We start from the raw sequence: 26049 nt of genomic DNA, 5'->3' as shown, positions 1-26049 counted from the left end.
CTTTTTATATATCAATTGTTGATTAATGCGAATCTATTTTAGGACCAAATGCCAAATCACCAGCATCGCCAAGCCCTGGAACAATGTATGACTTCACAGTCATCTCATCATCAATGGCGCCAACCCAAAGAGTAACGTTATCAGCTTTAATTTTTTCTTTGACATATTCAACACCCTTTTTGCTGGCAATAATAGCCACCATATGGATGTGGCTGGGGTCTCCTTTTTTAAGCAATGCTTTGTAGCCAATTTCCATGGAAGCTCCCGATGCAAGCATTGGGTCAGACAAAATCGCCACTTTCTCATTCAAATCAGGTGATGCCAAGTATTCAAACTCAATATGGAATTCGCCATTATCATCATACTTGCGATAAGCTGAAATAAAAGCATTCTCAGCACGATCAAAAACATTCAACAAACCTTGCTGTAAGGGAAGCCCGGCACGTAATATTGTAGCTAAAACCGGCTGTTGAGTCAAGGTTGGCACTTTGGCAACTCCCAGTGGAGTTTTAACTTCATTGACTTTAAAATCGAGGGTTTTGCTGATTTCATAGGCAAAAACTTCGCCTGAACGTTGTAGGTTTCTCCGGAAACGAAGAGGATCTCGTTGAATCTCGTGATCACGAATTTCTGCAAGATATTGATTGAAAATAGAACTGAACTCGCTGAGGTTGATTACTTCCATGTCAAAAAATTTTGGCGAAAATAACGATTTTTTTCTTTTAAGCCGACTATGTGAAGATAAAATCCCCATCTCCATCCTGAACTTTTTTTGCTGCACACGAAACAGGAAACGAAGCATAAATAAACTGGCTCAGCTTTTTATGAAATACAAAAGGTGATCTCCCTCCATTCAACGCTTCAACCAAATGCGAATCAAAAACCGTTAAGGTCTGAACCTGACGAACTAAAGCCAGTTGCTTCAAATAGTCAGCCACCACTTCATACCCAGCTTCATCTAAATGATTGAATACCGTTTTTAAGTGTCCATCACGTAACAAACACACCATGAATCCCTTCAACTCATTGCCATCCAAAATTTTTAATGTGAAATATTGAAACTCCTTAGCGTAAGACGAAAATGGGTAAACTTGCAGCCAACGATCGTCTGTTTTGGAAATCCAGGGGTTCTTAAAAATCCACTCCAACTCCTCTCGCCCACGTCCAAAAACCAAGCCCCCCTTCAGCTGCTCAGCCAGCTGATAGCAAGCATCATCTGGGAACTCTGTTTCTATAAGTTGAGAACCTGCCTGCTCTTTTGGCTGATAAAACTGTTTTTTTAGCGATGCCAATACAGACATTGCAACATCAGCCAACGGAAGTAGAAAAGCAAGCTTTCTAAACCGATGCCCTAATAATTCTGAAAGTTTTGCCCCCCCATAAAACCGAGCTCCTTCTTGCTGGTAAACCTTCTTAAAGTGCATCGACTTTTTAAATAGCTGATGAGCTGCCGGAGCAAAATTTGTTGAAAGTAAATGGCCGTTCCAGTTAGTTAAAGCTTCATTCAGAAGTTGCATAGAATAACCTTCCCGCCGATGCTCTGGATGTACCCAGGTACCACTCAGCCAGGCAAATCGGACCTTCTCATCGGGTAAATACCCCGGAACTACTGATCTGAATGCAATTAAATCATTGTCTTTTATCAATAGGTAAAGCACCACATCATCCGCCTGAGCATGAGGATTCGCAAGGTAGGATTTTGCCCGAATCTCACTGATGGGCTTAGTGGTAAAAGCACCATACTCCTCCCCTTTAACAAATGCTTCCAAGCCGGCAATGGATACTTTCTTCAGCAACATAAACTACGCTCTTTTTGCAATGTGCCGATTCATAATTCGTTTTAGCTGATACGAGAAATACTCTGTTTTTAGCAGTTGTCTGGCACTCTTCACTCCTCCTCGCTCCATGGGTACCCGCTGAAAATGGTTGGCTAGCGGCTCATTTTTAACTCCCGCTGTTCCGAAAGTAATATCGCACAAACGTTCTTGCTCAATTGAGTTAAACACCTCATCACTCACGCCAAAGTCGGTGAACGGAAAGGCAAAAGCCCGCACCGAAGGATTTAGGTTGGCAACTACCCATTCCATGCTCTCACGCACTTCATCCAGTTGACGCTCCTCATCCAACAGCCAAAACTCCGGGTGATCCCAGCTGTGTGCACCAATTGAAAATCCATCTTCCTGCAGCTCCTTCAATTGATCCAGACTCATATAGGGCGATTCTTTCTCCAGATATTCATCCCAGTTGAGACCAATATCCTCAGCCATTTGATCCAAGCTAAGCAAATCAGCATACGTTCGTTGTAACTCCGACTGCACGCCTTGCTTTTGAAAAATGGCATTTAAAACCGCTGCCTTATACCGATGAAAAATATCGCTATTATCAACAAAAGCCGGGTTCACAAAAAACGAAGCTGGCACTCCTTTCTCTTTCAAGATGGGAGCCACCACTTCATGACATTCCCGCAATCCATCATCAAACGACAGGTGGAACTTATTTTTAAGATCCCTTCCTTTCAGCAACTCTTCGAGTGAAATTGGCTCGAAGTTTTTCAACAAAAAATCCAAGTCCTCTTTAAATCGTTTAACGGAAGGATATTCATAATTGAAATGAAACGGATGTTTCCGATCGCTCACCAAGTGATAAAACGGCAACAACACTGGAATATCTTTTCCCGCCCGAAGCATACTCATCGGAAACGGAGTAGCTGCAAAACTTATCAATTTCGACAAAACACTCATCGCTTTAACCATTTAATCCACCAAGGCAAATTATTGAATTTAAACTGGTGATATTTTTCAGGAGATGCTCCAAATCCCAGATAGAGACGGGCTACTCCTGGCACCATAGAGCCTTCAAAATCGAGCAAATAATCTTTCTCCGCATTCTCAGCAATAAACTGATCAATCAGAAAATACATGGCTTGTGACTCTTTTCCCTCCGGACTACTTACGGCATTCAAAAAAGTGACCCGCTGTTTGTTCCGAATAAAGAAAGCAGCAGCGCAAAGTTGGTTCGATTCTGAATAAACCCCATAAATTTGCCCCAAACTACGTGTCAGGGCAAAGGCCAAAACATTGCGCAGGCTATTGAGTTCAGAAGCTTTCACCCGAACTTTCAGGTGTTGCTTTTTAAACCTCATAAACTCTTCACCCGAAATACTTTTCACCAAACTAAGCTGTTGCTTATGCGCTTTCTTCAGTTTTCGACGAGTGTGTTTGCTGTAATTTCCGGCAATCGTTTCGTAGGCATCAGAAAGCCACAACAACAAATTACTACGTTCGGCATAGGTACCAACTCCCGATACCGGCAATTGCATGGAGTTTAGATTGATTTCAGCAAATGAAAAATGCTTCGATAACAGCTCTAAAAACTGCTGACTAATTTCCTTCGTTGGGGTTGGAAAAATCCCCAACTGCTGACAATAGAGCGGTTGATACAAATAACTAATTCCCAATTTTTTGCGGTAAGTCAATGGCATTACATACCGGTAGTCACCCAAAACCAAAGCATCCCACCGATCGCAAATTTTATCAAGATACCACGATTGCCCATAAATCAAGGCATTTGGAGCATTCTCCAAACAATGGTCCCACTTGTCAGTGTTCACTTCTTCATGTTTCAGGTATCTTATTTTTTGCTGATTCATCGGTGTAAACAATTGCTTGTTCTGTTATTGTTTCGAAAACCTGCTGCCAGCCCTGCCATTCTCCCTGATTGCTGAGGCTCTCATTATGCCATAAACTTATAAAAGTTCCGCCGTATTTTCGAATTTCATCCATTAATTTGCCGACAAGCAAAAGGGCTTCTTCCGGATTTAGCTTCAAGTAATTTTTTAGTGTCACATCCATCATCTGAAAAGGATGAATTCGTAACGACGTTTTTTGATCTTTTTTTAAGTCGTAAAAATAGAATGGACTGGAAGTTCCAGCACGAAACCCAACTTGATCGGCATAGCCCATGGTATAATCGTTTGTAATTCCTGCTTTCAATAATCGCCGGTAAGTTTTCGGCAGTTCCAATCGCAAAAAATGCTGACGGGAACTACTGACGTCCTGCCCCGTGATTCCTTCCAAGGTCTTTAATTCCTGCTCCAACTCTCGTTTAAACTTAGTTGAACGATAGGATGGATGAAGTCCCACTTCGCAAAACGAACTCAAATCTTTGATCAACAAACGAAGTTCTTCGTTTTTAGGCGAAATATTTCGATCATAACGACTGTTCTTACCTAGCAGAATAAAGAAATGGAGCAATTCGCGATGACCGTTAAACCGCTCACAAATATATCCGTAGGTATCATAAGGATCCTGTTTTTTTCCATGAAGCACTTCCATGCGTTCCGCATTGCGGCTCAAATCTCCCCTAAGAATTCCCTTAGCCAATGCTCCCCAGGTTCTCATCCGCGATTTGTTCTTATATGCCCAGGCATTGTCAACATCAACCGTAGAACGGAAATCGAAAACCGGAGACTGGTACGTGAACTCCGGGTACTGACTCTGAATCGTTTGAGCAATTTTGTGTGCCCACTTATTAACTACCGGGGTAGTGAGCAAATGATTTCGGTACAAAACACTATGGTGCGATGGATACCTTCGATGCTTATCGAGATCACGCATCAGGTACTCTTCGTAACGGCTGAGCAAATAAAAACTGGCCGCAAAGGGGTCGAAAGGGAAAAATGAATCGGCCGATGATTCAAAAAAACAGACATCCTCCTCAAAAGTAACTGGCTTCAACGTTTGAAAGGCAATCTTATGCTCAAACAACAACGAGTGCGGAGACATCCTCAAAGGACACTCAACCGGTAAGTGAGAATAATTAATCTTCGGATGCTCACTGGTTTTAAACTCGTGGACATCGGAAGTAATTACAAGCGGCGTACGAAGTACCTCTTCAAAGATAAACCGGAAGATGTACGTTAAGCGATTTGTTTTTTCCTGTGTTAATACAACAAGCATGCTATGATCTTAAAGTAATGCTTCATCTGCAAAGCTAAGATACTGATCATGCGCAATAATTACATGGTCAATCACCGCAATTTCCATTAATTGGGCTGCTTCTTTTATTTTTTGAGTTACTTTTTTGTCGGCTTCACTGGCCTGAATATTGCCTGAAGGATGATTGTGACATAAAATTAGGGAACAAGCCAGTTTTTCCAGGGCTGTTTTTAAAATCAAGCGGACATCAATCACAGTGCCGGTAACACCGCCCTGGCTCACCATAAATTTGTCGATTACCGTATTGGATCGGTTTAGGAGTAGCACCCAGAACTCTTCGTGTGGCAGATCTTCCAGCAAAGGACGAAAGTAATTGGCTGCATCCCGGCTATTAAGAATCGTTGTTTTAACCGAGGCTGCCTGCTCTTTCCGACGTCGCCCCAGCTCTAAAGCAGCCATAATGTTTACAGCCTTTGCTTCGCCAATTCCATTAAATTTTAAGAGAAAAGCAGCATCTTTTTTACTGAGCGTAGCAAGATCATTATTTACTGCACCCAAAATACGTCGGGCAAGTTCGACAGCCGACTCTTTGGAATTTCCGGAACCAATAAGAATGGCGATTAACTCAGCTTCGGAAAGTGAGCGAGTTCCCTGAACCAACAGCTTCTCGCGGGGACGATCCTCCACAGCCCATTCTTTGATACTAGGCTTTTTATACATGGCTCATCATTTTAGATAACCCAAGTTATGAAGAATCAGAGAGATAATAAAAAGTTAAATACAAAAAAAGCCTCTTCGTATTGAAGAGGCTTTCTTAAATATCTTTGTTCTGTTATAACTTGCTAATGTGAGCAGCTAACTTTGATTTCAAATTGGCAGCTTTGTTCTTGTGAATCAAGTTCTTCTTAGCCAATCTATCAATCATAGAAACAACTTTTGGGTATTCTGCAGTAGCAGCTTCTTTCTCACTAATCGCACGCAAATCGCGAACTGCATTCCGCATTGTTTTCGCAAAGTACTTATTGTGTACCCGTTTTTTTTCGTCTTGACGAATTCTTTTTTTAGCAGACTGATGATGTGCCATTTTTGTTTCTTCTGATAAATTATTTAAGTAGCCCGTAGGGGATTCGAACCCCTGCTACCAGGATGAAAACCTGGCGTCCTAACCCCTAGACGAACGGGCCATCATTTTGTTTCCCTGAAATTGGGACTGCAAAAATAAATCATTTTTCGTAGTCTCCAAATTTTTTCTCAGGATTTTTTTCTTCTAAAATCGGGCGCTTCTACTTTTAGAGTTGCCGTTTTCGATTTCAGCGATGCAAAGAAATGGAAGTTTTTTTTTATCTCCAAACAAAAAATGAAAAAATTTTCTACTTCCATTCAACAATTGTTCCTCGCTCCCTGTCTAAGAGCTCTTTAGGCATTGCAGCATTTATTTCTTTCCAAAGCAAGTCGACTAGTTTGTTTTTGGCGAAGTGGCGAGAATAAACCAAACTAACTTCTCGTAATGGCGTAACATCAGTAAAATGTCGAACATGTTCATTCCGAGCTTCGGGCATCCCCACCGTTGCTAATTCTGGAATTAAAGTAATTCCTCCTTCTTTATCGATAATATTCATCAAGGTTTCTAAGGAACCGGCTTCAAAGTGGAAGGGCAATTCTTCGTTCGAAGCACCTTTATACGAACAAAGATTGATCACCTGGTGTCTGAAGCAATGGCCATCACTTAGTAGCCAAATCTCCGGAGTGGCAATATCCTTCACATTGATCTTCTCTTTATTGTGCAAAGAGTGATCCTTGTGTGAGTAAAGCATCATTTCTTCATAGAAGATGGGGCGTTCATTAATACGCTCCTCTTTCAATGGAGTCACCAAAATCCCAACGTCCAGCAAATCCCGATTCAGGTGATCCACAATATTTTCGGTGGTCAACTCCTCAACGGTGATTAAAATATTAGGGTATTTCCGTTTATAGTTTCCAATGAAGAGCGGCAATAAGTAAGGCGCCAGTGTTGGAATTATTCCAATTTTGAGTTCACCCGAAATCAGGTTTTTATGATCTTTTACAATATCGTTAACTCGTTCTGTTTCTTTCAAAATAACCCGGGATTGTTCAATAATCCGCTTACCAACATCAGTTGGAATAAGTGGTTGCTTGCTGCGATCAAAAATAATGACTTCCAAATCCTCTTCGAGCTTTTTAATTTGCATGCTCAAAGTTGGCTGTGTGATAAAACAATGCTCGGCCGCTTTACCAAAATGCCGGAATGTATCAACAGCGACAATATATTCCAATTGTGTTAGTGTGATCATGGTTTTTAAGATTTAATCTTGATAAAAATAGAAAAAATCAATGAAAAGAAAACCTAGCTATTAAAAAGTTGTTGACGTTGCCACTCAAATAAGCCAACAGCTAATGCTTGTGAAATATTCATTGATTTACAAAGCCCGGTCATCGGAATATGAACACTTTGATAACACCGCCGAATTAAATCCTCCGGCAAACCATGCATCTCACTACCGAGCAGAAAAACAATACGCCCAGGAAGTGGTGTTGTAAAAATATTCGTTGATTGTTCATTGGTTTCCAGGGCAACACACTGGTATCCTTCGGGAATCTGCTCAAAAAAAGACAAAGCCTCCATCTTCTCCAACTCGACATGGTTAAAACTCAGTCCTGCTGTTTTTTTAATGGAGCTTTCGCGTTTGGGGTTTTCGTCATCCAACAAGATTAAGCGGTTTCCTCCCACATTGTCAGTCAAGCGCATTAAGCTACCAACGTTCTGTGGATTTTTGACTTTCCAGGCTGCCACAATGGGTTTACAAGGCAACTCCGGATAGTTCTGATCGCGAAAAAAAGCGACTGAATTTGTTTCCATCCTGATCGGTATAAATAGTTAATTTTAAATGCTCCGCCAGGCCTTCAAACTCCCCCAATTAGGTTGAATGTACTTTTCGAAGTAAGGTATTTCGAACCTGTTTTTGTGGCATTTCGATGGGTTCTGCAGAAGCACAAGAGCAGTCAAACATAATCCATTTTTTAAAACTAGCAACTTTGTTTTTACCAACAATCATATTTCGGCCTTCACCATACCACACATTCAGCGCAATTTTGTTGTTCTCGATGTACGAAAATGATTTAATTGCTCTATGATTGATAATGATCTGCCTGTTTATTCGAAAAAAGCCTGAACACATTTCCTTTTCAATAACAGACAAGCCTAATTCACAAAAGTAGACTTCATTATCGGAAGTTACAGCAAACACATTCTTATTCTCATGAAAAAAATAGAAAATCTCTCGAATTGGAATGATTAGCTGCTTCAACCCTTTCGACACAATGATATTTTTAAGCACCAACGGCTCCTCTTTCAAATCATGCGTTTCGCGCATATAGTTTCCATCTTTAACCATAAAGCAATAAATGAATGAATCGTTTTACCAAAAGCTTTCCTTGGTCCAAGGTTCTCGACAAGAAATCAGAAAGTTTCAAAAAAACTCACACAGAAGAATACCCGCACAAATAAAAAGATAAGCTTATAGCAAAATGAGCAAGCGAAACACCTTCTGCTTTCCACTGCAGTTGGCCGTGAATTTTGGTTAGGCTAAACTCGAGACACAAGCATAGCAGGTCAGCCTGGCAAACTAGCCATTGCTGTTATCATTGTCCACGCTTGTAAAAATCTCATGAATGGCAGCCTGAAAAAACCAATTAACCAACTGCCGATCAATCTCTTTTATTTAAATCAATATTCTTTTAGTTACACTTCTTTCGGTGCAAAAATGCACTTCTCCTTCACAAGAAAAACAATTCGTTTTTTGCAATTATATATCTTCATTTGCTGCGTTAGACGGTCATTTCAACAATTACACAACAGAAGATAAATGCAAAAACTCTTGTAAAGAAAACAAAAATTAATTGATCAAACTACCTTTTCGAGCAATCAAATTAATAATTTCACTTATCAAACAAACGTTCAACTAATTTCCAAAGATAAACTGGTTAACTTCATCAATGGATTGCGGCAAATGTAAGATATTATTCTCGGCATCAATGATAAACATAACTGGCGTTGATAAGATATAGTAATCATTCGCCAATTGACTATTAATGCCACCTGAAGCCCATAAATCAGTCCACGCATAGTCTTCACCCCGATGAAAACTCTCCCAATCGGATCGCACATCATCAACCGACAACGTGATGACATCAAGCCAAGCAGCATGTTCTGGTTCTGCATACCACTTATGGAGATTGCGGAGTAATTCCTTACAATGCAAACAGGCTGAATCGTAAAAGACCAACAAACCATAATCCTTGTCTTTCGAAATTCCCTTGAAACGAACTTGCATCTCATTGGCCATCTCAGCTTCAAACGCTGGAGCCTTAGCACCAACAACCAACTTTTTCATCCCATCCAGTCGGCGCAAGATTTCTTGTTTTTTGGAGGTTAAACAACGGGGATCCTGGATGTGCTTGGCCAACATTTTGATGCCCGGATCGATAGCCAAGGCTTCAAATCCCTGATAAAAGTAATCAACCATCCAGCCGTAAACTTTAGGATGTCCTGCTGAAGCCTTTTCACAGGCAATTCGGCCGGCCAAAGTAAACAAGGAATCCTGCAATGGTTTGGAAGTAGCCTGCATGCCAAACATGCGCATATAAGTAGTTACATATTGGTTAAATGCCTGGGTCCGTAACAAAAGTGTATCTTGAAAATCGATCTCATCAAAATAATGCTCGCCCTGCTGCTTCAAATGGTCCTCTGGCGATGCATACCAATCCACCCCAGGCGCTTTCTGAAAAGTAAAAATCCGGCTTACAAACAAATCTTGATTCTGCACAATTTCCTGATCAATCCACTCATTGTACTTCGTTCGTTTCTGCTCAAACTCTTTTTCTACATCGCGGTAAAACCGGTTGCCTTTGGGCTGGTATTCAGCAAGCACTTGTTCTAATATAATTAGCTGTTGTCTTCGCCCAACATTCTCCTGCATGAAGCTGAAATAAGCGGTATTTTCCTGATCGTTCTTCAATCGAACACTATCCGGCTGCGTGTGCAATGGATTGATTCCAATGGTTAAATCGTCTTTATTCAAAAAGAAAATAAATTCAGAAGGGTACGGTTGATCCGCAGCCTGCTTACGATAATCCATTCGAAGTAAAAATTGTCCGGGAAGATAAGCTTTTGGAATGGCCATTGTCACTTCTGTTTGCACGCCTGCAAGTTCTTTCAACGGCTCCTTATACAAGCCATTTCGATAGGGTGTAATGGTTATTTTGGAATCGTAAACACCCCGCAATCGAACAGTTAACTTCACTGAATCTTGAACCGCATACAAGTTCGAAGAACAAAGCATCAGTAACAAACCGATCAACCACCCAAAGTTCTTTCTACAATTCCTATTTCTCATTTCATTACCCTTTCGTTATCGATTCTAGTAAACCATTCTAGTTTACTTCCTCTTCTATTGATTTGACAAATTAGAGTGCAAATATATGAAGTTCGCACTCCTTAAAAATGACTATTTATCTTTTATGCATCGCAATGGGAAAGCATAAGCTTTATTCTCATAATTGATCACACTCGCACCACTGTTAAGATACAACCTAAATCCTGTTGAACTTGAGTTTTGGTTACTGCTCCAATAATGAGCAAAGGAACCACGATCGCGAAGAACCCCATTCGAATAATAAAGATAACCAGCCTGGTGAAGCTTCAATACCGATTTGAAAGCATCGTTTGAACTCAACCAGTATTGCGGAGGCGCATCAGCATTCACCCATTCCGTTGAGGTTGGAATGCGCCACGCCCCTCCCAACAACAATCGGCATGGATCGTTGTTAATACTCCAATGAGTACTTTCAGAAATACTCGAAACCCAGCCCGTAGCAGGTTGCCTTGTTCCTTCATACTTATAAGCTTGCGAGCGGTTAAACTGCCAATACCAACCGGCCGCTGCCGATGAGTTATCGTTGACTGCTGATGCCTGCCGATCTGCTCCCAGGTTTTGCGTTAACCAGCAAGCAGCCTGTCCTGATATTGTACTGCTGATGGAATGGTAAGTGACCGTTTTACTTTCTGCTGCTCCATTGACTCCTTTGGTATGGGTCACTGAAAATGCTTTTTTACACACCTTGAAACTGGTCACCTCCGGACTGTATGCCGTTCCTGCCTTATTGGTTGCATAAGCCCGGACATAATAAGTAGGTCCTTCCTGCAAGCCAGCCATTGTTCCGGTAAAACTTCCAATACCATTGCCTGCCAGTACTTTGTTATCAGCAATGGTCGGACTTCCGGTTGTATTCCAGCACAAACCTCTTTCGGTCACTTCGGCTCCTCCAGTTATCGTCACAGTTGCTGTTCCAGCAGCTGTTGTCATTGTTATTGTTGAAGTTGGAACCGCAATATTACTTACTGAAGGAATCGTAACTTTTACTTCATCCCGGATACATCTTAATGGGAAGGCAGAGGCTTTATTCTCATAATTAATAACACTCGAATTACTGTTAAGATACAACCTAAATCCTGTTGAGCTTGAGTTTTGATTACTACTCCAATAATGAGCAGAGGAACCTCGATCTCTAAGCACACCATTGGAATAATACAAGTACCCCGCTAAATGCAGTTTCAAAACAGAATTATACGTATCGTTGGCATTCTGCCAATATTGAGGTGGAGCATCAGCATTGATCCATTCTGCCCTGGTTGGGATTCGCCATCCCAAGCCTAACAAACGACTGCAAGGATCATTGTACAAACTCCAGTTCGCACTTTCCGAGATGCTGGAAGTCCAGGACCTCCATGCCGGAGCCGGATAATAATAAGATCCGTTTTGCTTATAGCCTTGCAAACGGTTAAATTGCCAATACCAACCAGCTGCAGCTTCTGAATTATCACTTACCGATGTTGCTTGTCGATCAGCTCCCAGGTTTTGAGTCAACCAGCAAGCTGCCTTTCCTGAAATGTTTGAGCTAATGGAGCCGTAGGTAACAATTTTACTCACAGGAGCGCCATCCAATCCTTCGGTATGAATTACATCAAACTCTACAGGACAAATCTTAAAACTGGTCACTGTCTTACTGTAGGCCGTTCCCTTACTATTGATGGCATAGGCCCGAACAAAATAGGTTGGCCCTTCACTCAAACCCTCCAGTGTTCCGGTAAACAGTCCTGTGCCATTGCCAACAACAACCTTATGATCTGCAGTTGTTGGTTTGCCAGTTGTATTCCAACAGAATCCCCGTTCGGTTACCGCTGCGCCACCAGTTGAAGCAACCGTAGCTGTTCCTTCGGCTGAATTAGCCGTCATATCTTTCGTTGGTATCTCCACATCGCTCACTTCCGAAATGGTAATCGAAACTTCATCTCGGATACAACGGATGGGATATGCATAGGCTTTATTATTATAATTAACAAAGCTGCTACTACCATTCAGATATAAATTATACCCAGTCGATGATGAATTTTGAGTACTACTCCAATAATAACCATAAGCTCCTCTATTTTCAACTCCTCCTGATCCATAATTTAAATCACCTGCTAAGTGTAGCTTCAACACCGAATTATAAGCATCGGCAGCACTGGTCCAATACTGAGGAGCAGCATCGGCATTGGTCCATTCTGCCCGAGTTGGAATACGCCAACCCAAACCAATTAACTTATTACATGGATCGTTTCCAGCAGCCCAGTTCCAACTTTCGGATATACTTGAAGTCCAACTCACCCAGGCATCTGATGGAATCCTTCCTCCATCATACTTATATCCTTGCAAGCGATTAAACTGCCAATACCAGCCCGCCGAAGCTTCCGAAGCATCATTAACCGCCTTAGGCTGTTGATCTGATCCCAAGTTTTGAGTCAACCAACAAGCCGATTTTCCAGATATATTTGAGCTGATGGAGTGGTAAGTAACTGTTTTTGTTTCCGGTGCTCCATTCAGTCCTTCGGTATGGATTACTTTAAACTCAAAAGGACATATTTTGAATGTTGTCACCTCCGGACTATAGTCGGTTCCTTCGCTATTGGTGGCATAAGCCCGAACATAATAAGTATCTGCTTCATTAAGGTTATTGATTAGTCCTGTATAACTTCCCAAGCCACTCCCAACTTCCACCACATTGTGGTCCAGTGTTGGTTTTTCCCCTGTAATATTCCAACACAAACCTCTTGACAAAACCCGTGCTCCTCCATCCGTGGTAACCACTGCTGTCCCCTCTGCCGTTGTTGGTGTCATTCCGGAAGTAGGTACCTCAACATTACTAACTGTTGGAGGTGTTCTTACAATCGCCTCACGAATACAACGCAAAGGAAATGCGTAGGCCTTATTATTATAGTTGACAAGGCTGGTACTACCATTCAGATATAAATTAAATCCAGTCGATGATGAATTTTGAGTACTACCCCAATAATAACCATAAGCTCCTCTATTTTCAACTCCTCCTGATCCATAATTTAAATCACCTGCTAAGTGTAGCTTCAACACCGATTTATAAGCATCAGAAGCATTAACCCAATATTGTGGAGCCGCATCGGCATTCGTCCATTCTGCCCGAGTTGGAATACGCCAACCCAATCCCAATAGTAAGTTACAAGGATCGTTAGTCAACGACCAGTTTGCACTTTGAGAGATACTGGAAGTCCAGCTTGTCCATTCGTCATGAGGCACGTAACCACTGCCATCATTCTTATAGCCTTGCCGTTGATTAAATTGCCAATACCAGCCAGCTGCTGCCTCCGAATTATCTGAAACCGATTCAGCCTGATGATCAGCACCCAGGTTCTGAGTCAACCAACAAGCTGATTTACCTGAAATATTGGAACTAACCGAATGGTACCGAACGGTTTTATTTACCGGAGCACCATTGACCCCAGCGGTATGGATAATATCGAACACGGCCGGACAAATTTTAAATGAAGCATCCAACGGACTGTATGCCGTTCCTTCGCTATTGGTGGCATAGGCCCGAACATAATAGGTCGGCCCTTCTTTCAAACCTCCAATGGTACGAGTAAACAAACCAACACCATCACCCGATGAAATTTTACTATCCTCAATTGTTGGGCTACCTGTCGTGTTCCAACACAATCCACGGTCAGTGACTTCAGCACCGCCATCATTTGTCACTGTTGCAGTTCCCGTTGCCGTGCTTTCAGTCATGGCTTCCGCCACAATGGTCACATTACTCACTTTAGGAGTGGTAATAACAACCTTATCTCGAATACAGCGTAATGAAAATCCATAAGCCTTATTATTATAATTAACAAGACTGGTACTTCTATTCAGATATAAATTAAATCCAGTTGATGATGAATTTTGAGTACTACTCCAATAATAACCATAGGCTCCTCTATTTTGCAAGGCACCTGAGGAGTAGTTTAAATCTCCAGCCAAGTGAAGTTTCAAAACAGAATTATAAGCCTGCGATGCATTCAACCAGTATTGAGGTGCGGCATCTGCTTTTGTCCATTCGGTTGCCGTTGGAATACGCCATCCCAATCCTAACAAGGCATTACAAGGATCACGATCTGCTCTCCAAGAGCTGCTTTCAGAAATACCAGACACCCAACTCGTCCAATCATTATTTGGAATGTAAGAACTACCAACCGGCTTATAGCCTTGCAGACGATTGAACTGCCAGTACCATCCAGCCGACGCTTCGGAACCATCATTGTAAGCTTCTGGTGATTCGTCAGCACCCAGGTTTTGAGTCAGCCAGCAAGCTGCCTGTCCAGAAATATTGGTACTCACCGAATTGTAAGTTACTGTTTTGGTTTCGGCAGCTCCATTCAATCCTGCTGTATGGATCACCTCAAAGTTTGTCGGGCAAATCATAAAGCTTGTTACTTCCTGGCTGTAGCCGGTTCCCTGGCTATTGATGGCAAAGGCACGCACGTAGTAAGTGATTCCCTCCCGAAGTGGCTGAATCAACCCAGTAAAAGAGCCAAGACCGTCTCCTACTTCAACTGAGCTGTCATCGGTTGTTGGCAGTTCGCCAGTGGTATTCCAGCAAAGTCCCCGAGATGTTACTTTAGCTCCTCCGTCTGTTGTAACCACTGCTGTTCCTTTAGCTGACGATGAAGTCATTTCTTCAACCGGCACTTCAACTTTGCTGAGTTGGGGCACCGACAAGACCATGTCTTTACGAATACAACGCAAAGGAAATGCATAAGCTTTGTTGTTATAATTCACCAAACTAGTACTGCTATTCAGGTATAAATTAAATCCGGATGATGATGAATTTTGGGTGCTTGCCCAGTAATAGCCATAAGCTCCACGATTCTGAATTCCACCTGAACTATAATTTAAATCACCGCCCAAATGTAGTTTCAGAACTGAAGCATAAGCTTCTTGGGCATTGGCCCAAAACTGAGGTGCCGCATCCGCTGTTTCCCATTCGGCTTTGGTTGGAATACGCCATCCCAACCCAAGTAGTCGATTACAAGGATCGTTAGCAGATGACCAGTTTATACTTTCCGATATACTGGAAGTCCATGAAGCCCAAGCATCTTTAGGACTGTAGGATGACCCAACTGGCTTATAGCCTTGCGCACGGTTAAACTGCCAATACCAACCGGCCGAGGCTTCCGAATTATCGTTGTATGCTTTAGCCTGCTGATCAGCACCCAGGTTCTGGGTCAACCAGCATGCTGCCTCTCCAGAAATATTGGTACTTACCGAATGATAGGTAACCACCTTGCTTTCGGCGGCCCCGTTTAAGCCCGCAGTGTGAATGACGTCAAATTCAACAGGACAAATTTTAAAGCTGGTAACCTTAGGACTGTAGGCTGTACCCACCTCATTGGTGGCATAAGCCCGTACATAATAAGTCGGTCCTTCTTGAAGACCAGTTATCGTTTTGGTAAAGGTTCCGGTACCTCCACCGGCCTTAATCACCTCATCTTCGATTGTTGGAATTTTGTTTGTTGTACTCCAACACAAGCCTCTTTCTGAAACCGGCACCCCTCCGTTGGAAGCAACGGTTGCTGTTCCATCGGCTGAGTTTTCAGTCATGGTTTCTGTTGGGATGGTCACCTCACTGACAACAGGAATCGACTTAACCAAGGCATCGCGAATACACCTTAATGGAAAAGCATTGGCCTTGTTGAAATAAGTTACACTACTGTTTGAGCTATACAAATACAGTCCGTTTCCATTTGAAGAATTATAGCGGTCGCTGGCCCAATAGTATCCATAACTTCCTCGATTAGTAATAGCACCTGCGTTGTAACTCAGGTAGCCTGCCAAATGCAATTTGAGCTCTGAATTATAAGCGTCTGCAGCCGTTGTCCAATATTGAGGCACATTGTCTGCATTTGTCCACTCTGTTTTGGTTGGAATCCGCCATCCCAAGCCCAGCAATAAGTTACAGGGATCATTAGCCGGAGACCAGTTTACGTTTTCCGAAATACTTGTTATCCATGGGGTCCAACTATTAGCCGGAACCCTGGTTTTATCGTACTTATAGCCTTGCGAACGGTTAAACTGCCAATACCAACCGGCTGCGGCCTCACTTCCGTCGGTTGCTGAATCCGGCTGTTTGCTGGCACCCAGGTTTTGTGTCAACCAGCAAGCAGACTTCCCAGATAATTTGGTATTCACCGAACTGTACACCACGGTCTTCGACACGGGAGCTCCATTCAGCCCTTCGGTATGAATGACTTCAAAGTTTACCGGACAAAGCTGGAAGCTTGTTACTTTCGGGCTGTAGGCAGTCCCTTCTGAATTCACCGCATAAGCCCGCACATAATAGGTTGTCCCTTCTTCCAGATTGGAGAGTAATTCTTTAAAGGTCCCTTTACCCGATCCGCTTGGAATAAGGTTATCATCCACGGTAGGGGTGCCAGTTGTACTCCAGCATAATCCTCGTTCGGTTACCACTGCCCCTCCATCGGAAATTACCGTGGCAATAGCTGTTGCTGAGGTTTCTGTGATGGTTGAATCCGGAACGACAACATTACTAACCGAAGCCGGCGACACTGTAATTCCATCACGAATACACCGCAACGGAAACGCATAAGCTTTTGAGAAATAAGTCAATTTACTACCACCGTTTAAATCAAGAGCATACCCCCTACTCGAACTATTTTGAGTACTTCCCCAGTACCGGCCATAACTTCCCCGACCAGTTAATACTCCATTGCTATAGTTCAGCATTCCTGCCGAGTGTAATTCTAATTCTGAGTCAAAAGCGTCAGCTCCATTGGCCCAGTTTTGTGGAGCACCATCTGCATTGGCCCATTCAGTCGAAGTCGGGATTCGCCAGCCCAAGCCCAGCAACAAGTTACAAGGGTCATTGCCAGCCGTCCAGCTAGAGCTTTGAGAAATACTACTGATCCAGGGGGTCCATGCATTTGAAGGCTCGCGACTTCCATCGTATTTATAGCCCTGAGCCCGGTTAAACTGCCAATACCAACCGGCAGATTTTTCTGATGCATCATTCATTGAAGTGGGCTGCTGATCGGCCCCCAGGTTCTGAGTCAACCAACACCTCAAATCACCAGACAACGATGAACTAACAGAATGGTAAACCACCGTTTTCGTTTCAGGAGCACCGTTAAATCCTTCGACATGCATAACCGTAAAAGCCGTTGGACAACTCTTGCTACTAATATCAGGACCGTAAGCTGTTCCGGCACTGTTGGTCGCGTAAGCCCGAACATAGTATGTTGGTCCTTCAACCCATCCTCGAATCGTATCACTAAATGCACCAATATTCGCCTCTTCATTTGTGATTACATGATCTTCCAAAGTAGGTGTTCCATCTGTATTCCACACCAAGCCTCGTTCGGTAACTTCGGCGCCACCATCATCAAGAACTTCTGCCGTTCCAACCTGAGTGGTATCATCCACCGCTTCCAGAGAAACAGCTCCCAAGGTTGGAATAACCGGGGCAGTCACAATGGTATCTACTTCGCCATAGGCTGTTCCTAAGCTATTGGTCGCATAAGCCCGGATATAATAAGCTGTAGCATGAGTCAGTCCACCAATTAATGACTCGAACTCACCCAAACCACTTCCATTTTTTGTTCTTGTAAGTAGATCGATCGTCGGGATAGTGTCACTGCTCCAGCAAACGCCTCGAAGAATCACCATTGCCCCGCCATCGGCAAGCACATTACCACCATTGGTTGCCCCCGAGCTCCAGATTGAATCGGCAGGAAGTGTCTCAACCGTTGGGATCGTTAAGGTCAGCAAGCTATCCAGCTCACCATAACCTGTCCCCATGCTGTTGACCGCATAAGCGCGGACATAGTATTTTGTTCCCTCATCCAAATCGGCAACATCCAACGAAAATGCGCCAAGTCCTCCAGTAGCAGTTTCTACGTGCAAGCTATCTTCTGTTGGAGTTCCAAACTTGCTATAGCAAACTCCCCGGATGGTTACCGGAACGCCACCTTCATTAACCACTGCTCCGCCACATACTGAAGAATAACGAGCAATTGATTTGGGCTCCGTCGTAGTTACTGTTGGCAGTGTTGGTGTGGTTACCGAAACTGGCCGAGGACTAAAACGAGTTCCGACTTTGTTGGTCGCATAGGCCCATACGTAATAAGTTGTGTTGGGCTGAAGGTTATCAATCGTTCCTTCAATTTCCGGTTCTCCAACTCCCAATGAAATCATACTGTCAGCCGGCATTGGCAAGCTTGGATTTTCTCCAGTCGTATTCCAGTAAATTCCCCGGTCGGTCACCGGCTCTCCTCCATCAGTAATTACTGCAGCAAAAGCGTCAGCAGTAGTCATCGTCAGGTTTGAAATAGCCACCACTGTAACCGTTGGTCTTATGGCCTCCGTCACCAAACTGTCAATTGTGCCATACGCTGGCCCCAATGTGTTGGTCGCAAAAGCTCTGAAGTAGTATTTTGTTCCAGGCAACATTCCTGAAATTGGATTGGCAAATACGCCCAGTCCTCCTTCAGCATCATTCACCCGCGCTGCTGTTTCCACCGTTAAATCTTTGGTCAATCCCCAGCAAACACCACGCACACTAACCGGCATTCCGCCATCATTCAACACCTCTCCACCGCAAACTGCATGAGTGCTATCGACCGCACTTGCAGGCATGGTATTTACCATTGGTAGCATAACAGGTAGGGTTTTGAATGATACCTGACTTCCATAGCTTGTTCCTACCGCATTGGTGGCATAAGACCGGACATAATATTGAGTCTCCGGTTTCATTCCAGTCATGTGGGCAACAAAGCTGCCGATATTCGGATCGCTCTTATCCTCCGTTTTAGTGGTCAACGAAATTGTTGGCTGTGTATAAATACTCCAGCAAACGCCCCGAGCCAAAATCGGTGTCCGCCCGTCATCGGTGATTTCACCACCACTAGTCGCTGTTGTCGCAATAATATCCGTCACCGGGTGAGTGGCAATCAGGGTCGGGAAAGCATCAGTCAGGAAAGATTTTTCAACCCCATAGGCCGTTCCAATTTTGTTGATGGCATAAGCCCGCACATAATAAAGAGTGTTGGGTTTTAGCCCGGTCAATTTACCCTCATAGGTATCCGTTCCCGAGCCGTTGTAAGTTCTACTGTTGGCTGTTGTTGGGTTGTGCTCTGTACTCCAACAAATTCCTTTCAAGGTAACATCAGCTCCCCCATCACTGGTAATCTCCCCTCCACTGATTGCCGTGTAACCACCAATTGAAGTGATATCAATGGTGTTCAGCCGCGGGGCCGTAGGGAAGATGGTGACCTCAACCTGGTTTCCAAAAGCTGTTCCCACACTATTGGTGGCATAAGCACGAATGTAATAGGTCATGCTCATATTCATTCCATTAACCACACTCGTAAAGGTACCCATTCCTTCTCCGTCCAGCGTTTTATTAACGACAACTGTATCCGGATCAAAATTGGCATTCGAACTCCAAACCACTCCGCGCTCAATCACATCAGCACCGCCATCAAAAGAAATGTCGCCGCCGGTAAGCACGCTTGAGGTTGAGGTTATAATTACATAGTTTGTTGTGATGGTTGGCAATACCGGAGGAGTGGTGAAACTCAACTCTTCGCCATAAGCTGTTCCCTGATTATTGGTTGCGTAGGCTCGAACAAAGTAAGTTGTCACCGGATCCAGCCCGGTTAAGCGGCTGTTAAAAACACCATTGGTCACACGGTCGTAAGTTGTTTTGGTGTGTAAGCTGATTGTCGGATTCGAAGCGATGCTCCAGCAAACCCCTTGGTTCCAAACCCGGGTTCCTCCATCACTCAAAATTTCGCCACCACCCGATGCCGTACCTCCCGATTCTGATGGAATGATTTCAGAGGTTACCACTTCTGCAAAGTCCAGAGTGGTAAAGCTAAGTTCATCGCCATAAGCAATGCCGACACTATTCACGGCAAAAGCCCGGATATAATAAGTTGTTCCTCGTTCTAATTCCGTCAGGCTGGTTGTAAAATACCCAATGCCCGTTCCGGGCTGAGCCACTTTATTCACCACCACGGTGTCCGGGTCAAAGCCAGCCTCGGTGCTCCAAACAATTCCTCGGGTTGTAATTGGTTCGCCTCCATTCTCCGAAATGTAACCACCACTATAGGCCGTTGTACCATAAACATTCCATGCTCTCCGCGTTTTTAAAACCGGAAGTGTTGGCGGGTCGGTAATAAAACTCAACATATTGCCATAAGCTGTTCCGGCAATGTTTCTGGCATAAGCCTGAATGAAGTAGGTGGTGCTTCCCTTAAGTCCTTTCAGATAACTAACAAAAGCGCCGACTCCACTTCCGTTGGTCGTTTTGTTGACCACAACGGTATCCGGATCGAAAGTTGCCTCTTTGCTCCATACCACCCCGCGCTCAACCACTCGGGCACCTCCATCATCCGAAATTGTTCCTCCACTTGTTGCTGTGGTACTTCCGGTTGCTTTTGTAAAGGCTGTTGTTAAACGAGGGACGACTGGCGTCTTAAAGCTCACTTCATCGCCATAAGCAAAGCCAACACTGTTCTCAACATAGGCTTTCACGTAGTAAACCGTGTTCGGAATCAGTTTTGAAATAACATCGGTAAAGCTCCCAATAAAATACCCGGTGGTTGCAGTCCGGTTAAATTGAATGGTATCTGTTCTGAAGTTTGGCTCGGTGCACCACACCAAGCCGCGTGTTGTCACCAAAGCGCCTCCGTGGCTGGTGATTGTTCCTCCCCCTGTTACTGAAGTGGAAGAGTTCAACCGAACAGGATCCGTAATGATGGTGGCTAACACCGGAGGTTTCGTTTGGAAGCTCTCGACATTTCCATAAGCAATACCAACCTTATTGATCGCATAGGCGCGAACATAATAAGTGGTGCTCCCCATCAAATCATTGATTTTACTGGTGAAGCTTCCCAAGCCCGGCCCATTCGAAACGTAATTTGTTTCACCCAGCTTTGGATCAATATCCGTACTCCAACACACCCCACTTGCCGTTACCGGACTTCCTCCGTCAGCAACAACCTCTCCACCAACATCAACCGAAGTACTTGTAATGGAAGCCAGCACCGGCTTGGTAGTTATCACTTCAGGAATACTGTTGGTTGTAAAGCTAAGTTCATTCTCGGCATAAGAAATACCCACTTCATTCACGACAAAGGCACGCACAAAATAGGTGGTATTTGGCTGAAGGTTTTCCAAAGTTGAGGTGAAACTTCCTGACGCACTTTTAGAAGTTCGATTAACCACGACAGTATCTGGAATAAAGCCTGACACCTTACTCCAGCAAACACCTCCCGATAACAGTTTCGTTCCGCCATTGCTGATCACATTTCCACCACTATAGCCCGTCCGGCCATCCGCACCACTTTTAGAGGTAATGGTTTTCACCACAGCAAATTCAGGTGGTCCCGAAATAAACCGAACTTCATTGCCATAGACCGTTCCGGCAGCATTGGTTGCATAAGCCCGAACATAATAGGTTGTGTTCGCCATCAATCCAGTCATCGTATGGATAAACTCACCAATACCTATGCCACAGGTCGTGTGTTCATTCCAAACCGTAGGGTTGCCTGTTGTATTCCAGCAGATCCCGCTTGACGTGACCTCTGCACCGCCATCGCTGGTGATTGTTCCTCCTCCGACGGCGGAAATACCAGTTACCGAAGAAATCGGAGAAGTGATAATTGTTGCCAATGACGCTGTAAAAAACTCCAGTTGTTCGCCATAGGATATCCCAACATGGTTTTTGGCGTAAGCCCGAACATAATAGGTTTCACCTTTCGTCAGACCTGTCAGTATTCCAGAAAACTCGCCCATTCCATCTCCGCAGGCAATGTAATCGTCATCCAAAGTTGGGATGGGTGCTTTACTCCAGCAAATTCCGCGATCAATAACTTCAGAACCACCATGATCAAGCAGTTTTCCCCAGGCAACAGCCCGATCTCCTGAAGCATTGGCAACACTTACCGTTTCAACAGTGGGTACAACTGGTGTTTTGGTTTGCAGGCTGTCCATGTTACCATAGGCTACTCCCGCACTGTTTTCGGCATAGGCCCGAACAAAATATTTGGTTCCCCCCAACATACCGGTGAGCTTGCTGGAAAAGAAGCCCAAGTCGGAGCCATCAACCGTAAAGTCATCTTCCAGGGTTGGATGCCTAAAAATACTCCAGCAAACTCCACGCGTAGTCACGGAATCTCCACCATCGCTAATAACTTCTCCACCTCCATTGGCAATACTACTTTCCACAGCTTCTGGTTTAAGTGTGCGAACAACAGCTGGTAGCGGCGTTTGAAAATGATAAGCATCTCCATAAGCAATTCCCATGTTGTTAATCGCATAGGCTCGTGCATAATAATGAGTTCCCGGCTCAAGATTGATCAACGCAACAGAGAAATTGCCAACTCCTGTTCCACTTTCAGCATGCTGATCGACAATCGTTGGGTTTTCATGAGTACTCCAACAAATCCCTCTTTCCGTAACCTCAAGCCCGCCATCATTGCTAACTTTTCCCCGTCCTTCTGCCTGAATTCCACCAATGTTGATCACATCAATTGTACTCACTTCCGGCAGGGTGGTTGCCAAGGTTGTAAAACTATATTGATCAGCATAGGAAACTCCCGCAGCATTAATGGCATAAGCTCTTACGTAATAAGTTTTCTCCGGAGTCAGCCCGGAAAGGCTGCTTGAAAAAGGCCCCAATCCTGTTTCATTAACCGGATCTGAAGTTCGGGAAGAACCATCAATTGTAGGCTCCGGTGCAACATCCCAACAAACCCCCCATTCTTTAATCACGGAATTCCCAATATCGTAAATGGTACCACCACTTTGAGCCATTGTTTGGGTTACATCGTAAGGCTCTGTTGTTAAAATTGAAGCATGGGTTGCTGTCACAAAACTGGTTTCGCTGCTGTAGCCAGTCCCGGCACTATTGGTTGCATAACCTTTGGCATAATAAGTTGTTCCGGGAGTCAACCCAGTTAACTCACTGGCAAATACTCCAATGTCGGTAATATTCGTTGTTCCTGAAGGAAAGTATTGATAGTTGACCCGATCCGTACTGATACAAACCCCTCGTGCAGTCACCGGAGCTCCACCATTGTTCAGGATTTCCATCGTTCCAACGGCTGCCACATCAGTTATATCGGTTATAAAAATTGAAGCAGAGCTCAATGCAGGGGGCACTGGTGGAAGCGACTTGAATACCACCAGGTTTCCATATGATTTTCCATAGCTATTCACTGCATAGGCCCGGACATAGTATACCGTACTTCCGAGTAGTGGTGTTAAAGTACTTGGGAAAATACCAACTCCCGACCCATCATCAGTTTTAATCGCTTCCGGATCAGTCAACGGATCGCTGACAACACTCCAGATAATTCCACGAGCCGTGATTGGACTACCACCATTGCTGGTAATATCTCCGCCACTTTGAGCCGAAATACTGGTGATTTCAGTTGCCTCAAGGGTAACAATTTTCGGAGCTTCCGGAATGATTGTAAACTCCTTATTCTCGCCATAACCAATCCCGACACTGTTGCGGGCATAAGCTCTCACATAGTAAGTCACCCGATCTTCCAAGCCTGTCAATATACTGGTAAAAAGACCAAGCCCACTGCCATCCGTCGTGTGTGACGAATAGATGGTTGGATTTTCATGAGTGCTCCAGCAAACCCCACGCGTTGTCACTTCGCTTCCTCCGTCACTCAGCACATTTCCACCCCCAACACCCGAGTTCTCAAAAAGCGCTCCCGGCTCCAAGGTTACCACGGATGGGACATCCAAGGTCACCAGACTATCCAGATTTCCGTAAAACAGGCCGGCCGCATTTTCTGCATAAGCCCGTACATAGTATTTTGTTCCCAGTTCAAGGTTCGTCAATTTGCTATCAAAACGGCCCAGTCCATCTCCGGTTAACGGTTCGCTTGTTCTGGTGGCTAGGTCAACTGTAGGATCCTTTTCGGTACTCCAACAAATCCCTTTTCGAACAATCTCATAGCCACCAACATCGGTCACCTCTCCTCCACTCATGGCCGATGATCCTGTAATATCATAAGGCTCTATGGTTGTTAACTCCACTGGTAAGGCCGTTACAAAACTAATCTCACTGCTGTAGCCAATGCCTGCCCTGTTTTTCGCATAGGCTTTTGCATAATAGGTTGTTCCCGGAATCAGTCCGGTCAGATCAGCCAAAAATGAACCATGATCCAAATCTTCCAGATCGGCAGACGGGAAGTAAATATAGTTTTCCCGGTCTGTGCTTACACAAACTCCACGTTCTGAAATCAAAGCACCACCATTATTTACAATTGCACCTTTTCCAACAGCTGTTGTCGCCGTAACGTTGTTCACCTCAATAGTCATGTTTAACTCCGGAGCAATTGGGTCAGGCGTTGTAAATTCAATCAGGTTGCCATAGGCCGTACCAGCACTGTTGATCGCATAAGCCCGAACATAGTAGGTGGTATTTCCCAAAAGCTCAGTCAGCGTACTTGGATACTGCCCCACCCCCGAACCATCATCCGTTTTGATAACATCCGGATCATCCAGCGGATCTCCTTGATCACTCCAGATAATGCCTCGCTTCGTTACTGCAAGTGCTCCTCCATCCGAAGTGATGTCTCCCCCACTCTTGGCCGACATACTTGTCAGTTCACTAATTTCCAAAGTGATGATGGTTGGTATTCGAACCGAAGTAGAAAAAGTAACATTCTCACCATAAATCAGCTCGCCATCAACAACGGCATAAGCCCGAACATAATAGGTTGTTTTAGGAAGCAAGTCGGTCAATTCGCTGATAAAAGTGCCATCAGCCTCTGGCAGTTGAACTGTTTTTGATGCCAATGATGTATCTGGATTAGCAATAAATCCCCAGCAAATACCTGCTTTTGAGATCAGCTTGCCCTCCGTGTTCAAAACCTCACCACCTCCTTTAGCCACCCAACCGTCATAGTCCTTTACCGGGCTAGTGATAACCAATGCCCGGCATTCGACATTCTGCCAAGCCGTTCCATCAAAAAAACGCAAGGACCGTTCCGTCGAGCTCAAGTAAATATCACCCGTTAAAGCCTCGGTTGGATCAGTACCAAGAACCGGCAGCTGACACACCTTGACCGAGGAACTGGTTGAAAAACCGGGATAGTCCGATAACTCTGCCTGATACAGCTCTTGGAGATTATGCCACTCCTTTCCATCTGAAAGAACGACTGACTGATTCTGCAGGGAATAGAAAATCGCTCCGGGCACATGCCCTACCGGGAAATTCTCTTTGGCAGGGATGTATGGAATTCCATCTTTAACGACAAAAAAATCTTCGGGAGTTGGCACATCGCTATGAACTGAGCACAGATCAACCCAGCCACCGCCATCGTACATCATCGGTTTATGGTCGGCAACACTGTAAACCAACATTCCTTGCTGCGGAGTGGGAACTGTTGCTGTCGTTTCAAAAACCGGCAAATGCGGAATTCCTTCATTCACCTGGAAATAATCTGTCTGACTGAATGCTGCCAACGGAAGCACACTCAACAAAAACAGCCATAGCATATTGACAAACCATGAAGGACACTCGTTCTTCCTGTCAAAATGATCTTGGGTAATTATATGTTGTTTCAGTTCAGTATTTATCTTTTTCATGTCGTTTCAATTCTTCCAACCCCGTTCATCGCCCGCCTTTCAAACACGTTCAGCAGGCTTTA

General features: G+C 44.2%; 12 protein-coding genes and 1 tRNA gene. All 13 read right to left on the bottom strand.

The features are described from left to right. Nucleotides 1-22 precede the first annotated feature (22 nt). The gene (gene upp, locus BM156_RS03015) at nucleotides 23-685 is read right to left on the bottom strand and encodes a uracil phosphoribosyltransferase (RefSeq protein WP_093918674.1); all 663 of its coding nucleotides are present in this window, start codon (nucleotides 683-685) and stop codon (nucleotides 23-25) included. A gap of 46 nt (nucleotides 686-731) precedes the next feature. Beyond that, entirely contained in the window at nucleotides 732-1799 is a 1068-nt protein-coding gene (locus BM156_RS03010; protein ID WP_093918334.1) for a GNAT family N-acetyltransferase, read from the bottom strand. Nucleotides 1800-1802: 3 nt separating this feature from the next. Next, on the bottom strand, nucleotides 1803-2741 hold the full coding sequence (locus BM156_RS03005) for a polysaccharide deacetylase family protein (protein WP_170846841.1): 939 nt from the start codon (nucleotides 2739-2741) through the stop codon (nucleotides 1803-1805). Next, the gene (locus BM156_RS03000) at nucleotides 2738-3649 is read right to left on the bottom strand and encodes a hypothetical protein (RefSeq protein WP_093918332.1); all 912 of its coding nucleotides are present in this window, start codon (nucleotides 3647-3649) and stop codon (nucleotides 2738-2740) included. Before BM156_RS03000 ends, BM156_RS03005 begins: the two co-directional genes overlap by 4 nt. Next, nucleotides 3615-4958 (bottom strand): polysaccharide deacetylase family protein, encoded by a 1344-nt coding sequence (locus tag BM156_RS02995; RefSeq protein WP_093918331.1) that lies wholly within the window; start codon nucleotides 4956-4958, stop codon nucleotides 3615-3617. Before BM156_RS02995 ends, BM156_RS03000 begins: the two co-directional genes overlap by 35 nt. A 9-nt stretch (nucleotides 4959-4967) precedes the next feature. Beyond that, on the bottom strand, nucleotides 4968-5657 hold the full coding sequence (gene radC / locus BM156_RS02990) for a RadC family protein (protein ID WP_093918330.1): 690 nt from the start codon (nucleotides 5655-5657) through the stop codon (nucleotides 4968-4970). Nucleotides 5658-5769: 112 nt separating this feature from the next. Further along, entirely contained in the window at nucleotides 5770-6021 is a 252-nt protein-coding gene (gene rpsT, locus BM156_RS02985) for a 30S ribosomal protein S20 (RefSeq protein WP_093918329.1), read from the bottom strand. Nucleotides 6022-6049: 28 nt separating this feature from the next. Next, nucleotides 6050-6121: transfer RNA gene (locus tag BM156_RS02980), tRNA-Glu, on the bottom strand. A gap of 186 nt (nucleotides 6122-6307) precedes the next feature. Continuing rightward, on the bottom strand, nucleotides 6308-7249 hold the full coding sequence (locus BM156_RS02975; protein ID WP_170846840.1) for a hydrogen peroxide-inducible genes activator: 942 nt from the start codon (nucleotides 7247-7249) through the stop codon (nucleotides 6308-6310). Nucleotides 7250-7302: 53 nt separating this feature from the next. Next, a complete protein-coding gene (locus BM156_RS02970; RefSeq protein ID WP_093918328.1) occupies nucleotides 7303-7815 on the bottom strand; it encodes a TrmH family RNA methyltransferase in 513 nt (170 codons plus the stop codon). Nucleotides 7816-7873: 58 nt separating this feature from the next. After that, entirely contained in the window at nucleotides 7874-8329 is a 456-nt protein-coding gene (locus BM156_RS02965; protein WP_170846839.1) for a LytTR family DNA-binding domain-containing protein, read from the bottom strand. A gap of 588 nt (nucleotides 8330-8917) precedes the next feature. Further along, on the bottom strand, nucleotides 8918-10351 hold the full coding sequence (locus tag BM156_RS02960; RefSeq protein ID WP_093918326.1) for a redoxin domain-containing protein: 1434 nt from the start codon (nucleotides 10349-10351) through the stop codon (nucleotides 8918-8920). A gap of 111 nt (nucleotides 10352-10462) precedes the next feature. After that, nucleotides 10463-25987 (bottom strand): fibrobacter succinogenes major paralogous domain-containing protein, encoded by a 15525-nt coding sequence (locus tag BM156_RS02955; protein WP_093918325.1) that lies wholly within the window; start codon nucleotides 25985-25987, stop codon nucleotides 10463-10465. Nucleotides 25988-26049: the final 62 nt, after the last annotated feature.

It is taken from the genome of Sunxiuqinia elliptica, from assembly GCF_900113005.1.
In the GTDB taxonomy this organism is placed as follows: Bacteria; Bacteroidota; Bacteroidia; order Bacteroidales; family Prolixibacteraceae; genus Sunxiuqinia; species Sunxiuqinia elliptica.
The sequence above is the reverse complement of the archived record's forward strand: the minus strand, read 5'-3'. Positions and strand labels throughout refer to the sequence as shown.

What these genes read in the sequence shown, in the direction of transcription:
- upp (WP_093918674.1), bottom strand. Translation starts at nt 685, where the DNA reads ATGGAAGTAATCAACCTCAGCGAGTTCAGTTCTATTTTCAATCAATAT.
- BM156_RS03010 (WP_093918334.1), bottom strand. Translation starts at nt 1,799, where the DNA reads ATGTTGCTGAAGAAAGTATCCATTGCCGGCTTGGAAGCATTTGTTAAA.
- BM156_RS03005 (WP_170846841.1), bottom strand. Translation starts at nt 2,741, where the DNA reads ATGAGTGTTTTGTCGAAATTGATAAGTTTTGCAGCTACTCCGTTTCCG.
- BM156_RS03000 (WP_093918332.1), bottom strand. Translation starts at nt 3,649, where the DNA reads ATGAATCAGCAAAAAATAAGATACCTGAAACATGAAGAAGTGAACACT.
- BM156_RS02995 (WP_093918331.1), bottom strand. Translation starts at nt 4,958, where the DNA reads ATGCTTGTTGTATTAACACAGGAAAAAACAAATCGCTTAACGTACATC.
- radC (WP_093918330.1), bottom strand. Translation starts at nt 5,657, where the DNA reads ATGTATAAAAAGCCTAGTATCAAAGAATGGGCTGTGGAGGATCGTCCC.
- rpsT (WP_093918329.1), bottom strand. Translation starts at nt 6,021, where the DNA reads ATGGCACATCATCAGTCTGCTAAAAAAAGAATTCGTCAAGACGAAAAA.
- BM156_RS02975 (WP_170846840.1), bottom strand. Translation starts at nt 7,249, where the DNA reads ATGATCACACTAACACAATTGGAATATATTGTCGCTGTTGATACATTC.
- BM156_RS02970 (WP_093918328.1), bottom strand. Translation starts at nt 7,815, where the DNA reads ATGGAAACAAATTCAGTCGCTTTTTTTCGCGATCAGAACTATCCGGAG.
- BM156_RS02965 (WP_170846839.1), bottom strand. Translation starts at nt 8,329, where the DNA reads ATGCGCGAAACGCATGATTTGAAAGAGGAGCCGTTGGTGCTTAAAAAT.
- BM156_RS02960 (WP_093918326.1), bottom strand. Translation starts at nt 10,351, where the DNA reads ATGAGAAATAGGAATTGTAGAAAGAACTTTGGGTGGTTGATCGGTTTG.
- BM156_RS02955 (WP_093918325.1), bottom strand. Translation starts at nt 25,987, where the DNA reads ATGAAAAAGATAAATACTGAACTGAAACAACATATAATTACCCAAGAT.